Here is a 14,248-nt window from a genome sequence, read left to right as displayed (position 1 = left end):
TTCAGTCGGCGTCGGGCGTCAACGCGTAGACGCGGAAGTTGCGTACGCGAATGTGGCTCCACACCGTGCGCAGCGCGAAGTGGCCGTGCGTGTATGGCTGTGCATCGTCGTACTTGAACAACGGCTTGCCGTCGCGGTAATAGGCGATGTGACGGCCGTCGGCGATCAGCGTGATGGTCTGCGTGACGTTCGGTTTGAGCAGCACGTCGTCGGACGACAGGTCGTTGTTCGGCAGCATCGGCCGGTCGCCCGGCTTGCCGATGTAGCGGCGAAAGCGCGTGGTCTTGTTGTAGTTGCCGCCAAGGCCCACGTAATAGGTCTTCAGCGCGTCATAGTCGGCGAACTTGCCGGAGCGCAGCGTTGCGAAGAAGTCGCCGGGCGAGCGCGGGTCGGTGGCCATCCAGAAGCAGTTGAGGTCGCTGACGCGATCGTTGGCGCCGCCGGCGGCGACCATCGTCGCCTCGTAGCGAATCTTGATCGGTCCGTGCAGCTCGGGCCGGAACCACAGCGACAAACCCCGTGGCACGTCGATGTCGAGCACGCCGTCGCGCGCGGTGATCGTGCCGGGCTTTTCGGCTTCGACGACCCATTGCTTGAGGCCGTCGCGAAAGTCGTCGCGATGGATTTCGCGCTCGCCGGCGCTGGCCACCAGCGGGATGGCGGCCAGTGTCAGCGTCAACAGCGGGCGAAGCTTCATGGTGTGTTCCTGTGTGAATCGTCAATGCCCAGGGCCGGTGATGCCGGCCCTGGGCAGGTCATGACGAGGCTCAGTCGTGACGCCCGACCGGGTTGCGGCCCCAGAGCTGCTCGTAGCGCCAGCCGCTGAGATCCTCGACGACCTCGCGACGGTCGGCCGGCACCGGCGCGGCGTCGGTGCGCTTGAAGCGCGCGATCTCGCCCATCAAGACTTCGTGGGTGTTCTTGTCGAGACGGAAGCGCAGCGAGATCAGGAAGCCGACCGCCAGCACCAGCAGCGTGCCGCCGATCATGATTGCGACGATCGTGTGCAACACCGGCGTGCTCTGCGTGGTGCTGCCGGAGACGAAGCCGGACGCCTGCAGGATGTAGCCGACCGCCAGCACCGCGATCGCCTGCGCGGTCTTGCGCACGAAGGTCATGACGCCGGCGAACGTACCCTCGCGGCGACGGCCGGTGACGATCTCGTCGACGTCGGCCATGTAGTTGTAGACGCTCCACGGAATGTAGTTGAGGCCGCCGCGGCCGAGACCGGCGATCAGCACGACGACGACGATCCACGGCGTCGGGTTGGCCGGGTGCATGACATACAGCCCGAGCAGCACGAACAGCGCCAGCACGTACAGCGATACCGCGACGCGATACGACGGCGCCGGCGCCCAGCGCAGGCACAGCGGAATGAAGGTCATCACCGAGATGAACTGGGCGATGTACATCAGCGTCAGCAGGCCGGAGGTGCTGGCGATGGCGCTGCCCAGTGTTGCGCCGCCGAGTGCGAAGACCACGAAGTAGGTGAACACCGCATTGAAGATGTCCTGGCTGATGTAGCCGCCGAGGTACATGCCCAGATGCAGGCGGAACGCGCGGATGCGCAGTGTCGACCACAGATCGCGATACAGGCGCTTGAAGCTTTCCACGGCCGACGGCCGCTCGGTGGCGTCGTGCAGGGCATCGATCTCCTCCGGCGAGCGTTCCCAGGTGAACGACCAGACCAGCGAGATGATGATCATGAAGCTGATCGCGAACGTCAGGCCCAGCCAGAAGAAGGTTTCGGCGGAATCCTTGGAGCCGAACATTTCGAGCAGCGCCGGCAGGAAGGTCGCGAGGATCGCCGAGCTTTGCCCGAACAGGATGCGCGAGCCGGCGAACTTGGCGCGCACCTTGTAGTCGTCCGACATCTCGGCGGCCAGTGTCTCGTACGGAATCAGCTCGAGTGCGTAGACGACTTCGAAGAAGACGTAGGTGCACAGGTAGTAGAGGAAGTGCTGGCCGCCGACCCACATCAGCGAGAAGCTGAACGACAGCGGGATCGAAATCAGCAGGAAGAAGCGTCGGCGGCCGAAGCGGCGACCGAGGCGGTTGCGGTAGAAGTTATCGGACAGATGGCCGATCAGCGGGCTGGTGATGGCGTCGAGCACGCGCGCGATCGCGAAGATCAGAGTCGCCTCGCCCGGCGACAGGCCGCAATAAGTCGTATAGAAAAACAGAATCCAGGTGCTGATGACCGCCATCGCACCGGCGCCGAGATAATCGTTGGCGCCATACGCCAGGTAGTTGCGCAGCCGCACCGTCCGCTTGGTCATTACTCCTCCGTATTCTTCGGCCGTCGTGGCGGCCGTGGTCCCGCAGGTCCGTCATGCCGCGCGCCGCCGCATCCGGCGGCGCGCGACGCGGACGATCAGATGTAGTGACGCAGGAACTCGGCGAGCGCGAGCATCGCCATCGCCTGGCCGTAGGGCATCGCCGTCAGCTTGATGTCCTTGTAGAACTGCTTGGTGTCGCCCATCGCGGTGCCGAACGACACGTTCAGCAGCTCGCCGTCGGCACTGATGTTGGCCATCACCGCCTGCACGGCCTTGCGCGCGACCGGCTCGTATTCACGGCCGACATAGCCCTTGCGGATCGATTTGAGGATGCCGTACGCGAAGCCGGCGGCGGCCGACGCTTCGAGATAGGACGTCGGGTCGTCGATCAGCGTGTGCCACAGACCGGACTCGTCCTGATGCTGCGCCAGTGCCTTGATCTGCGCGCGCAGCGTGTCGATCAGGATGTCGTGCACGGCGTCGCCCGGCTGCAGGTTCAACAGCTCGATGAATTCGGGAATCGCGATCGTGATCCAGCTGTTGCCGCGCGCCCAGAGCGCCTCGGCGAAGTTGTGGCGGCCGTCGAAGGTCCAGCCGTGAAACCACAGGCCGCTCTTGCGATCGTAGAGATACTTGATGTGGATCAGGAACTGCTTCTTGGCTTCCTCGATGTAGGCCGGGCGGTCGAGCAGCAGGCCGATCTTGGCCAGCGGTAGCACGCTCATCATCAGCGTGTCGTCCCACAGCTGCTGATGGTTGTCGGCGTTGAAGACGATGTGCTGCAGGCCGTCTTCCTCGGTGCGCGGCATCTCGCGCATGACCCATTCGGCCCAGGTATCGAGATACGGCAGATAGCTCTGGTCGCGGGTTTCCTCGTAGAGGTAGGCCAGCGTCAGGAACGCCGCCATGGTGTTGACGTTCTTGGTCGGCGTGCCGGTCGCGAAGCGGTCGCGGAACCAGCTGAGCATGACGTCGCGCGCCTTGGCGTCGTTGGTCATCTGGTAGAACTTGAGCATGCCGTAAAGGCCGACGCCGTGCGTCCACTCCCAATCGTTCCAACCCTTGGTGTCGATGACGCGGCCGTCGTCGAGCTTGAGCAGGAATTCGCCGGTCTCGTCCTTGATGTTGACGAGGTTGTCGATCAGGCGGTGGATGGTCGAAACGATTTCCGCCGGCTTGAACGGCGCGTTGTGCATGCTCATCGAAAAATACTCGGTGACGTTGTCGATAAAAGGAGCCTGACGCCAGCGGCGACGGGCATGAAAAGGCGGGCGCACAGCATGCCGCGAGGCGGGGTCGTCGGAGTGCTGGCGTTCATGGCGATGTGTAAGGCGGTGAGGCGACGAGCTGCAGTGGCACACCGCCGCGTACCGTCTGCAGGTCGATCAGGCGCAGCGGTTCGATGACATCGCTGGTGCGCCCGTCGCCGGTCACGGCGAGCGCCAGCGTGTTGTCGCCACGCGGATCGAGGATGCCGTTCGGCAGCACGAAGTCGTGCTGCGGACCGACGTCGGCGATGTACTGGCCCATCATCCAGCCGTTGAGAAAAATCAGGACGCGATAGTGCGCGCCACTGCGCGGCGTGTCGGCGTCGCCGATGCGCAGCGCCAGGGAGGCGTCTTCGCCGGCCGGTACGTTGAGCTTGAACTGCGTGCGCAGCCAGGTGGTACCGGCGTCGGTCGGCGCGTCGGCGAGGCGCAGCGCGCGCCAGTCGCCATCGGGGAAACCCGGCAGGTGCCAGCCGACGCGTTCGCCGTAGAGACCGCCGTTGTTGAGCGGGCCGCGCGCGGTGTCGATCAGATCCTCGCCGCCGCGCGTGCCCTGGATGCGCCACTGCGGCGCGATCGCGACGGCATGACCGTCGGCGTCGTCGAAGTGCACGTCGATCAGGCCGCGGCCTTCCTTGTGTGCGTCGTCGGCGAACAAATCCCAATTGTCGGCGTCGTTGCGCACCATCACCGACAGCAGATGCGGGCCGTCGCCGCGCAGTGCCTGCGGAATCGCGAAATGCGCGGTGGCAGTGGTCGGCGGTCGTGGCAGGCCGGTGCTGATCACGTGCTCGCCGAGGTAATGCCCGTCGAGCCAGGCCTGCAGCAGGCCGGCACCGCCGCCGCCGTAGTGCAGGGCGATGCGCGCCGGCGACGTCGTACCGTCGATGCGGTAACGGCCGCGATACCAGACGTCGCCGTTGTGAAAGCCGTAGTCGGCCATCGTCAGCACCGGCTGGCCGGCCGGCGGCGGCGTCGTGCTTGCCGTGTCGGTCAGATCGGCATGGCGCCAGTCGTGATCGTCGAAATCGGGCGCCGCTTCCGGCGAGCCGGCGTGATAGCGCCAGGTCAGCCGCATCAGATCCGGCAATGTCGGCGCGACCGGCCCGGGCAGGTCGTGGCGCGCAACGAGGCTGCTGTCGACGCCGACGTGCATCGGCACCTTGCCGCCGTTCCATTCGATGCGCTGCACGCCCGGCGGCGCCCAGACCTCGAGCGCACTGTCTTGCGTCGTGTCGCCGCGCAGCTGCAGCGTGCGGCCGCGGATCGTCGCCGCGCGCACCAGCGCCGGCCCACGCGTCAGCACCGCGCGATCGCCGGCATTGCTGCGCCAGAAGCGCTCGGCTTCGGCCTCGTCGGCGAGCAGCAACGTCAGTGGTGGCCGGCCGCCGCCGTCGATACGGATGCGGATCAGGCCGTCGTGCCGGTAGTCGAGGCGCAGATCGCCGCGTGCGGTGTCGTAATGCACGTCGGCCTTGCCGGCCAGCACTTCGACCTTCGGCCGCCGCGCGTAGCGCAGCACGGTTTCGCCGTCGTCGCCCTGCGGCGCGTAGAGCAGCGCCAGATCGCCGCCGGCGAACGGCATCTGCGTCTGCAGTTGCGAGGTCGAATAGACGAGGTGCTGATGGCCGAAGTCATAGTCGGCGAGCAGCAGCTTGGCGTACTGGCCGTTGAGGCGCAGCGTGCCCTGCGCCGGCACGTGGTAGTCGCCGTCCGGCGTCGACAACGGGAACGTGAAGGCGACGTCGTCGGTCGCGTTCGACGGTTCGTGGCGAGCGAAGATGAACTGCGTGCCGTCGTCGGGATTGAGGTTGTGATACAGGCGCACGTCCGCCGTCGAGGCGGCGATCGGCGCGGCCTTGACCTGATAGGCCAGCGACTTGACGCTGCTGATGAATTCGCCGAGCAGCTTCATCGTCGCCGCCTTCGGTCGCAGACGGCGGCCCTCGTCGATCGCCGCGCCGTAGTCGTACGACGTGTAGACGACCGGCGCCGGCAGCCAGCCCCAGGACGTGCCGCCGAACGTCATGTAGAAGTTTTCGATCGCCAGTCCGTTGACGATGTTGGTGCCGTAGAAGACGCGCTCGTAGCCACTGCCCTGGCGCTGCGCGGTGCAGCCGTAGGTGCCGACGCTGCCCCAGTAGTCGAACCAGCCGCCGCCGAATTCGGCCGTAAAGCCGGGCGTCTGCGGCGAGGCGCTGGCGCCGCCGCGCGCGCCGCCCGGGCTGTAAAGGCCCCAGTCCGGTGCGTGGTTCGGTTTGCCGACCGTCGCGTCGGCGCCGCAGGGCCCGCCCGGGTAGCCGTCGAACGCGTACAGATCGTTTGGACCGGGCACGGTACCGTCGACGTCGCTGCTGCGCGGCACCCAGCGGCCGTTGCGGCCCTGATCGTTGTGGAAGATCGGTACGGTGATACCCTGCTTGCGCGCCAGATCATCGAGGTGCTGCATGTAGCGCTGCTGCGTCGGCGCGGTCGGTGCCAGCTCGTTTTCGATCTGATAGAGGATCACGCTGCCGCCGCGATCGATCTGGTGGCGGGCGATGATGGCGTTGATCTGCGACATCCACTGATCGGCGGCCGCGAGGTATTCGGGATCGTCGGTGCGTGCCTTGGCGTGCTGGCGGTTCAGCCAGCCCGGAAAGCCGCCGCGCGTGACCTCGGCGTTCATGTACGGGCCCGGGCGGGCGATGACGTAGAGGCCGACGTCGTGTGCGATGTCGAGCAGGCGGTCGAGATCGCGCACACCGCTGAAGTCGTAGACGCCCGGCTTCGGCGAGTGATAGGTCCAGCCAAAGTAGAACGAGACGGTGTTGTAGCCGCTGGCTTTCATCTTCTCGAGCACGTCGCGCCACAGGCTCGGACTCGGCAGGCGGAACGGATGCATCTCGCCGGACCAGATGAACTGGCGCTGGCCGTTGATCAGCAGCGAGTGGCGGTCCCATTGCACGGCCGCGTCGGCGTCACCTGCGGCGGCGGCACACGCGAGCGGCGCGCCAGCCAGCAGGGCGGCGATCACGGCAGCGCGTGCGGCGACGCGGATGCCAGCCGGCAGCGCGGTCGCGGTGTGGAATCTCCTCATGGTCTCTGGGACGTTCTTATTCGCTGTGCCTATGGTGCGCAGCGAGCGCGATCACGACAAATGTCGATATAGCCGCTATCGATAGAAAAAGCGCATGTATTAAAGGATCGCCTCGGTTGCCGGCCGGCTCGCGTCGATGGCGAGCGGGCCGTGTGGTGCAGACCACGGCGGGCACGCATGCTGCCATCGGTCGGCAGCCGCGCCGATGCGTCATGCGAAAACCGTATCGACATCTAAGCAATTGTCATTGGCGAGACATCGATTGCTTCGCCGACAATGACCGATAACGCGCCGCAGGCGCACTGCCAGCGAAATCATGAGCGCATTCGATGTCGTCACTTACGGCGAGGCCATGGTCGTCTTTGCCGCCGATCAGACCGGCCCGCTGTCGCAGGTCGAGCATTTCACCAAGCGTGCCGCCGGCGCCGAACTCAACGTCGCGATCGGCCTGTCGCGGCTCGGCTTCCACGTCGGCTGGCGCAGCCGGCTCGGCGACGATTCGTTCGGGCGCTTCCTGCGCGATACGCTGCAGACCGAGCGGCTCGACGCCAGCGGCGTCGTCACCGACCCATCGCGACCGACCGGCCTTTATCTCAAATCGCGCTGCGACGACGGCAGCGATCCGCAGGTCGAGTACTACCGTCGGTATTCGGCGGCGAGCCAGCTGTCGCCGGCCGACTATGATCCGGCCTGGTTTCGCAGCGCGCGGCACGTCCATATAAGCGGCATCGGTCCGGCGCTGTCGGACAGCGCATACGAGCTGGCGCTGTGCATCGCCGAAGGCGCGCGCGCGGCCGGCCAGTGCATGACCTTCGATCCGAACCTGCGTCCGCAGCTGTGGCGCTCGCGCGAGGAAATGGTCGAGCGGCTCAACCGCATCGCCGCCTTCGCCGACTGGGTGATGCCGGGCCTGGCCGAGGGCCGCATGCTCAGCGGCCGCGATACGCCACGCGAGATCGCCGAGTTCTATCTCGGTCTGGGGGTCGGCGGCGTCGTCATCAAGCTCGGCGCGCAGGGCGCGTACGTGCGCACCGCGCAGGGCGAGCTGACGGTGCCGGCGCTGCCGGTCGCCTGCGTGATCGATACGGTCGGCGCCGGCGACGGCTTCGCGGTCGGTTTCATCAGTGGTTTGCTCGAAGGCAGCACGCCGGCGGCGGCCGCGGCGCGCGGCAACTGCATCGGCGGCCTGGCGATCCAGGTCATCGGCGACAGCGAGGGCCTGCCGACGCGCGCGCAGCTCGACGCGCTCGAGGCCGGCCGCTAGTTCGTCTCAGGATTCGACGCGGTGCACGCGCTTGTCGTGCAGCGTTCGCTTGCCGCGCTCGAGGCGCTTGAGCAGCGGCGGGCCGAGCGCCAGCGCGGTGCCGACCGCGAGCACGTCGACGATGGCCAGGTGCGCGATGCGCGAGATCATCGGCGAGTAGATGTCGGCATCCTCGGCGACGTCGGCGGCCAGCGTCACCGTGGCCAGCCGCGCCAACGGCGAGTCGCTGGCGGTGATGGCGATGACGGCGGCGCCCGATTCGCGGGCGATCTCGGCGGCGGCCAGCATGTCGGTGGTGCGGCCGGTGGCGGAGATCGCGACTACCGCATCGCCGCGGCCGACGACGGTTGCGGCCATCAGCATCGCGTGCGTGTCGATATAGGCGATGCAAGGCATGCCGTAGCGAAAGAACTTGTGCTGGCCGTCGAGCGCGACGATGCCGGAGTTGCCGATGCCGCAGAAGTCGATACGCCGCGCCTTCGCCAGCAGTTTGACGGCGCGTGCGAGGGCGGCGCTGTCGAGATGATTGCGCACGTCGATCAGGCCGCCGATCGCGCGGTCGAAGACTTTCGGCGCGACCAGCTCCAGGGCGTCGTCCGGTCCCACGTCCTGATGAATGAACGGCAGGCCGGAGGCCAGACTCTGCGCCAGGCGCAGCTTGAATTCGCGATAGCCGGAGAAGCCCAGCGCGGCGGCGAAGCGTGCCACCGTCGGTTGGCTGACGCCGGTACGCGCCGCCAGCTCGGCGATCGACAGGTTGAGGACGATGCTCGGCTGCGCCAGCACGAATTCGGCGACGGTGCGCTCGGACTTGCGCAGCCCGTCCTGGGCCGCGGCGATGCGCGCCAACAGCGGACTGCGCAGCGCGTCGTCGCCGGACGTCTTCTGGCGCGCGCCGCTCATGGGTTGAAGAACAACTGCAAGGGCAGGTCCGCGTCGAGCATCGCCGCGATCGGCAAGGTCTCGGGGGCAGCCCCCACCGCGCTTTCGAGCCGATGGCGTTTGACCTCGCCCTGGATCGCCAGTGCCAGCGTGCGCGCACGGCGCAGCGCCGGCAACGTCAGGCTCAGCCGCGCGTGCGGCACGGTCTGCGGGTGGGTGGCGACGACGCTGCGCGTGCCTCGTGGATCAAGCCCGGCCGCCGTGCCCGGCGCCCCGGGAAACAGCGACGCGGTGTGGCCGTCGTCGCCCATGCCGAGCACGACCAGGTCCGGGCGCGGACCGATCGCCAGGCGGGTGTCGGCGCGCTGTGCGGCGGTCTCGGCGTCAAGACCGGACTCGTACAAGGGCTCGAACAAGGCGGCGTGCGCAGCGTTCTGCAGGAGGTGGGTGCGCACCAGGCGGGCGTTGCTGGCGTCGTCGTCGGCCGGCACGCAGCGTTCGTCGACGAGGCCGACGGTGACGTGCTGCCACGCCAGCGGCTGCCGCGACAGGGCTTCGAGGAACGGGACGGGACTGCGGCCGCCGGACACGTACAAATGTGCCGACCCGCGTGCGTCGATCGCCGTCGTCAGCGTGCGCGCCGCCAGTTCGGCGAGCGCCGAGGCGGCTTCGCTGGCGGTCGCGTATCGGTGCTGGGTGACGTGCGCGGGCAGGGCAAGCGCGGCCGGCGTCATTTCAGGCTTCCTCCTGCCAGGCATGACCGTCGCGCGCGATCAGCGCACTCGACGCGGTCGGGCCCCAGGTGCCGGCCGGATACGACTTCGGCGCTTGGCCGCTGCGTTCCCAGGCCTGCATGATCGGCTCGACCCACTGCCATGCGGCGTCCTGCTCGTCGCGGCGCATGAACAGCGTCAGGCGACCCTCGATGACATCGACGATCAGGCGCTCGTAGGCGTCCCACTGCCGCGTGCGATAGGTCTCGGCCAGCGCCACGTCGAGGAAGATCGGCTGGATGTCCATGCTCTGGCCGGGCACCTTGGCCATCATGTCGAGGCGCAGGCCTTCGTCCGGCTGCAGGCTGATGACGAGGCGATTGGTCGGCTCGCCGCCGGTGGCGCGCAGCACCGGATGCGGCACGTTGCGGAAGTTGACGACGATCTCGGCCAGCCGCTCCTGCATGCGCTTGCCGGTGCGCAGATAGAACGGCACACCCTGCCAGCGCCAGTTGTCGACCTCGGCCTTGATCGCAACGAAGGTCTCGGTGCGGCTTTGTGCGTCGATGCCGTGCTCTTCGAGATAGCCGGGCACCGGCTTGTTGCGGATCGCGCCGGCGCGGTACTGGCCGCGCACCGTGCGGCTGGCGACTTCTTCCTGCGTGAACGGCCGCAGCGAGCGCAGCACCTTGAGTTTTTCGTCGCGCACCATGTCCGCGTCGATCCTCGGCGGCGGCTCCATGGCGACGATGCACAGCAGCTGCAGCAGATGGTTCTGCACCATGTCGCGCAGCGCGCCGGTCGAGTCGTAGAACTCGCCGCGCGCTTCGACGCCGACCGTCTCGGCAATCGTGATCTGCACGTCGCGGATCCACTCGCGATTCCACAGCGGCTCGAACAACACATTGCCGAAGCGCAGCGCGATCAGGTTCTGCACCGCTTCCTTGCCGAGGTAATGGTCGATGCGGAAGATCTGGTGCTCGGCGAATACGCGGCCGACGTGATCGTTGATCTGCCGCGCCGATTCGAGATCGCGGCCCAGCGGCTTTTCGAGCACGACGCGGCTGGCCGGTGTGACCAGCCCGGCGGCGCCGAGGTTTTCGCTGATCACCGTGAACAGGCTCGGCGCCGTCGCCAGATAGAAGACGCGCGTGCGCGATTCGCTGTCCTTGAGCTTGTCGCCCAGGGCGGCGAAGTCACCGGCCTGGGTCGCATCGAGCTGCACATAGTCGAGGCATTCGGCGAAGGCATCCCACTGCGCGTCGTTGAAGTCCATCGGCGAGACGAACTGGCGGCAGCTTTCGCGCGCTTGCGCGACATAGGCTTCGCGGCTGGTGTCATGTCGGCCGATGCCGATCACGCGCCAGCCGTCGGTGGCCGGGCAGTCGCGGTGACGGTAGTACAGCGCCGGCAACAGCTTGCGCATCGCCAGATCGCCGCTGCCACCGAACAGAATGAAATCGAATGCGCCCAATGCTGCCATGACCGTCGCGCTCCTGCCGGAGTCTCTCCGAATGAAGGGGGAACGACGCTGCGGATGGCGTCGCTTTCGTGTACTAATACTACATCGCGAGTTGGCGGGCTGCCAGATCAGGCCGCGCTTTCGCCACGCTTGATCGGAATTTCACTAGGTTTCATGAACCTGAAACCAATGCGGTGGTCAGATGATGTGAGTGGCCGCAGGTTGCCACAATTTTGTAGTATTCATACATATCGGCATGCATCCCGCATGTCGGCATCCCGATGTGGAGAGACGTCATGAGTCTGCACCCCCGCGTCGCCAGCGTGACCGACCGCGTCCGCCAGCGCAGTGCCAAGCCGCGTGGAACCTATCTGCAGCACGTCGAGGCGTCGCGCCAACGCGGTACGGCGCGTGGACACGTGTCATGTACGAATCTGGCGCATGCCTTCGCCGCGGCGCCGGGCGCCGACAAGGACGCCTTGCGCGGGCCATCCTGGCCGAATCTGGCGATCGTCTCGGCATACAACGACATGCTGTCGGCGCACCAGCCGTTCGAGCATTTTCCGCCGCTGATCAAGGATGCCGCACGCAAGGCCGGCGCCGTCGCGCAGTTCGCCGGCGGCGTGCCGGCGATGTGCGACGGTGTCACGCAGGGCCAGACCGGCATGGAGCTGTCGCTGTTCTCGCGCGACGTGATCGCGATGGCGACGGCGGTGGCGCTGTCGCACAACGTCTTCGACGGCGCGCTGTGCCTGGGCATCTGCGACAAGATCGTGCCGGGACTGCTGATCGGCGCACTGCAGTTCGGGCACCTGCCGGTGGTGTTCGTGCCGGGCGGGCCGATGACCAGCGGCATTTCCAATGCCGAGAAGGCCAAGGTCCGCCAGTTGCATGCGCAGGGCAAGCTGGGCCGCGACGCTTTGCTCGAATCGGAGATGAAGTCGTACCACGGACCCGGTACCTGCACCTTCTACGGCACGGCCAACAGCAATCAGATGCTGATGGAAGTCATGGGCCTGCACCTGCCGGGCGCCTCGTTCGTCAATCCGTACACGCCGCTGCGCGACGCACTGACGCGGGCGGCGGCGACGCGCGCGGCGCAGATCACGACCTTCGGCGACGACTACACGCCGATCGCCGACGTCATCGACGAGCGCGCCATCATCAATGGCATCGTCGGCCTGCTGGCGACCGGCGGTTCGACCAACCACACGATTCATCTGATCGCGATCGCCCGCGCCGCCGGCATCCTCATCGACTGGAGCGACTTCGACGAGCTGTCGGCGGTGGTGCCGCTGCTGGCACGCATCTATCCGAACGGCGGCGCCGACGTGAACCATTTTCACGCGGCTGGCGGCATGGGACTGCTGATTCGCGAACTGCTGGACGCCGGTCTGCTGCACGAGGACGTGCGGACCATCGCCGGGCCGGGCCTGCGCCGCTACACGCAGGAGCCCTTCCTCGATGGCGAGACTGATACGTCACCGTTGTCGTGGCGCGATGCGCCGGCCGCCAGCCTCGACGACGACGTGCTGCGCCCGCACGGCGCGCCGTTCAGCGCCGACGGCGGCCTCAAGCTGCTGACCGGCAATCTCGGCCGCGCCATCATCAAGATCTCGGCGGTCAAGCCCGAGCATCGCGTGGTCGAAGCGCCGGCCATCGTTTTCGACAGCCAGGACGACATGCTCGAAGCGTTCAAGCGCGGCGAGTTGCGTCGCGACTTCGTCGCGGTGATCCGTTACCAGGGGCCGCGCGCCAACGGCATGCCGGAACTGCACAAGCTGACGCCGGCACTCGGCAGCCTGCAGGACGACGGCTTTCACGTCGCGCTGGTCACCGACGGGCGCATGTCCGGCGCGTCCGGCAAGGTGCCGGCGGCCATACACGTGACGCCGGAATGCCTGAGCAACGGACCGCTGGCGCGGGTCCGCAGCGGCGACGTCATTCGCCTCGACGGCGAGGCCGGCACCCTGGAGGCCAAGGTCGAGGCCGCCGAGTGGGAGCAGCGCCGGCCCGAGCATCCGTCACTCGATCACAACGGCTGGGGCCTCGGTCGCGAGCTGTTCGCGAACGCGCGGGCCTCGGCATCGGGCGCCGAACAGGGCGCCATCAGCTTCAACACCAGCATGGGTCTACCCATCGGAGGAGAAACAGTATGAAAGCGGCTTTTGCCTCGATCGCCGAGGTCATGAAGAGCGGGCCGGTGATGCCGGTCATCGTCATCGATCGCCTCGACGATGCCGTGCCACTGGCGCGCGCCCTGGTCGCCGGCGGTGTGCGCGTGCTCGAAGTCACGCTGCGCACGCCGGTGGCGCTCGACGCCATCGCGGCGATCTCGGAAGCGGTGCCGGACGCCATCGTCGGGGCGGGCACGATACTCAACGCGCATGACCTGAAGACGGCCGGCGAGGCCGGTGCGCGGTTCGGCGTCAGCCCCGGGGCAACCACCGATCTGCTGCGCGCGGCGCGCAGCAACGGCTGGACCTTTCTGCCGGGCGTGATGACGCCGTCGGAAGCAATGAAGGCGGTCGCCGAGGGCTTTGCCGCGTTGAAGTTCTTCCCGGCGGTGCCGGCCGGTGGCGTGCAGATGCTCAAGGCCATTGCCGGGCCGTTGCCGCAGCTGCGCTTCTGCCCGACCGGCGGCATCAGCCCGGCGACCGCGCCGGACTTTTTGTCGCTGGCCAACGTCGATTGCATCGGCGGCTCGTGGTTGGCGCCGCGTCAGCTGGTCGAAGCCGGCGACTGGGCGGCGATCACGGCGCTGGCGGCGCAGGCGAGCCAGCTCGGCAGCGGCGTCTGAACGGACGGCGGAATCGGCGCCTGCGGCCGCGTTCCTCAAGAAGCGGCGCCGACGGTCGATAACCAAGGCAAGGGCGCAAGCCCATGATTGCCTTCGGAGTCCTGCCGTGTCCTACGCCGCCGTCCGCCAGTATCAGAGCGCCTCGAACAGCGTGCTGTTCGATGACACCTCGCCGCACCAGCTGACGGCGAAGCTGTTCGACGGCGCACTGTCGCGCTTGGCGACGGCGCGCGGCGCCATGGCCTGCGGCGAGACGCCGAGCAAGCTGCGCGCGATGTCGGGCGCACTGGCGATCATCGAACATCTGCGAGCCTGCCTGGATATGCAGGCGGGTGGCGCGATCTCGCGCAATCTGGATGCACTGTACGACTATATGTTGCGTCGCCTGGTCCATGCCAACGCCACCAACGATGCCGCTGCCGTCGACGAAGTCGCCGGCTTGCTGCGTCCGCTGGCCGACGCATGGGAGCGTATCGGCACGAGCCGTTGAGAGGTCCTTGG

General features: G+C 67.3%; 11 protein-coding genes. 4 read left to right on the top strand and 7 right to left on the bottom strand.

What is annotated here, in order from left to right; genetic code table 11:
- Position 1: 1 nt before the first annotated feature.
- From G7Y82_RS17415 to G7Y82_RS17400, 4 genes are all read right to left on the bottom strand, one after another.
- Positions 2-697 carry a DUF6250 domain-containing protein gene (locus G7Y82_RS17415; RefSeq protein WP_168149417.1) on the bottom strand — a complete coding sequence of 232 codons (696 nt, stop codon included), beginning with the start codon at positions 695-697 and terminating at the stop codon, positions 2-4.
- 70 nt (positions 698-767) lie between these two features.
- Entirely contained in the window at positions 768-2,279 is a 1,512-nt protein-coding gene (locus tag G7Y82_RS17410; protein WP_168149416.1) for an MFS transporter, read from the bottom strand.
- 95 nt (positions 2,280-2,374) lie between these two features.
- Positions 2,375-3,481, bottom strand: coding sequence for a beta-galactosidase BglB (bglB, locus tag G7Y82_RS17405; protein ID WP_206370802.1), 1,107 nt, complete (start codon positions 3,479-3,481; stop codon positions 2,375-2,377).
- Between the two features lie 112 nt (positions 3,482-3,593).
- A complete protein-coding gene (locus tag G7Y82_RS17400; RefSeq protein ID WP_168149415.1) occupies positions 3,594-6,626 on the bottom strand; it encodes a beta-galactosidase in 3,033 nt (1,010 codons plus the stop codon).
- A gap of 313 nt (positions 6,627-6,939) precedes the next feature.
- Here G7Y82_RS17400 and G7Y82_RS17395 point away from each other — a divergent pair, with 313 nt between their 5' ends.
- Positions 6,940-7,890, top strand: coding sequence for a sugar kinase (locus tag G7Y82_RS17395; RefSeq protein WP_168149432.1), 951 nt, complete (start codon positions 6,940-6,942; stop codon positions 7,888-7,890).
- 6 nt (positions 7,891-7,896) lie between these two features.
- Here the strand turns inward: G7Y82_RS17395 and G7Y82_RS17390 are convergent, their stop codons facing one another.
- The 3 genes from G7Y82_RS17390 to zwf are packed head-to-tail and all read right to left on the bottom strand — an operon-like array spanning position 7,897 to position 10,968.
- A complete protein-coding gene (locus tag G7Y82_RS17390; protein ID WP_168149414.1) occupies positions 7,897-8,793 on the bottom strand; it encodes an SIS domain-containing protein in 897 nt (298 codons plus the stop codon).
- Positions 8,790-9,506: a 6-phosphogluconolactonase gene (gene pgl / locus G7Y82_RS17385; RefSeq protein ID WP_168149413.1), complete on the bottom strand. Its 717-nt coding sequence runs from the start codon at positions 9,504-9,506 to the stop codon at positions 8,790-8,792. The genes G7Y82_RS17390 and pgl overlap by 4 nt, the downstream gene beginning before the upstream one ends.
- Before the next feature lies 1 nt (position 9,507).
- Positions 9,508-10,968, bottom strand: a complete 1,461-nt coding sequence (gene zwf, locus G7Y82_RS17380; protein ID WP_168149412.1) for a glucose-6-phosphate dehydrogenase — start codon at positions 10,966-10,968, stop codon at positions 9,508-9,510.
- 275 nt (positions 10,969-11,243) lie between these two features.
- Here zwf and edd point away from each other — a divergent pair, with 275 nt between their 5' ends.
- The 3 genes from edd to fliS all read left to right on the top strand — a co-directional run bounded on the left by edd (position 11,244) and on the right by fliS (position 14,237).
- On the top strand, positions 11,244-13,106 hold the full coding sequence (edd, locus tag G7Y82_RS17375; protein ID WP_168149411.1) for a phosphogluconate dehydratase: 1,863 nt from the start codon (positions 11,244-11,246) through the stop codon (positions 13,104-13,106).
- On the top strand, positions 13,103-13,747 hold the full coding sequence (eda, locus tag G7Y82_RS17370; RefSeq protein WP_168149410.1) for a bifunctional 4-hydroxy-2-oxoglutarate aldolase/2-dehydro-3-deoxy-phosphogluconate aldolase: 645 nt from the start codon (positions 13,103-13,105) through the stop codon (positions 13,745-13,747). The genes edd and eda overlap by 4 nt, the downstream gene beginning before the upstream one ends.
- Before the next feature lie 106 nt (positions 13,748-13,853).
- Positions 13,854-14,237, top strand: a complete 384-nt coding sequence (gene fliS, locus G7Y82_RS17365; protein WP_366515692.1) for a flagellar export chaperone FliS — start codon at positions 13,854-13,856, stop codon at positions 14,235-14,237.
- Positions 14,238-14,248 lie beyond the last annotated feature (11 nt).

This window comes from Solimonas marina, from assembly GCF_012241385.1.
Taxonomy (GTDB): Bacteria; Pseudomonadota; Gammaproteobacteria; order Nevskiales; family Nevskiaceae; genus Solimonas; species Solimonas marina.
Note: the sequence above shows the minus strand (reverse complement) of the source record. Positions and strands in the feature narration are given on the sequence as shown.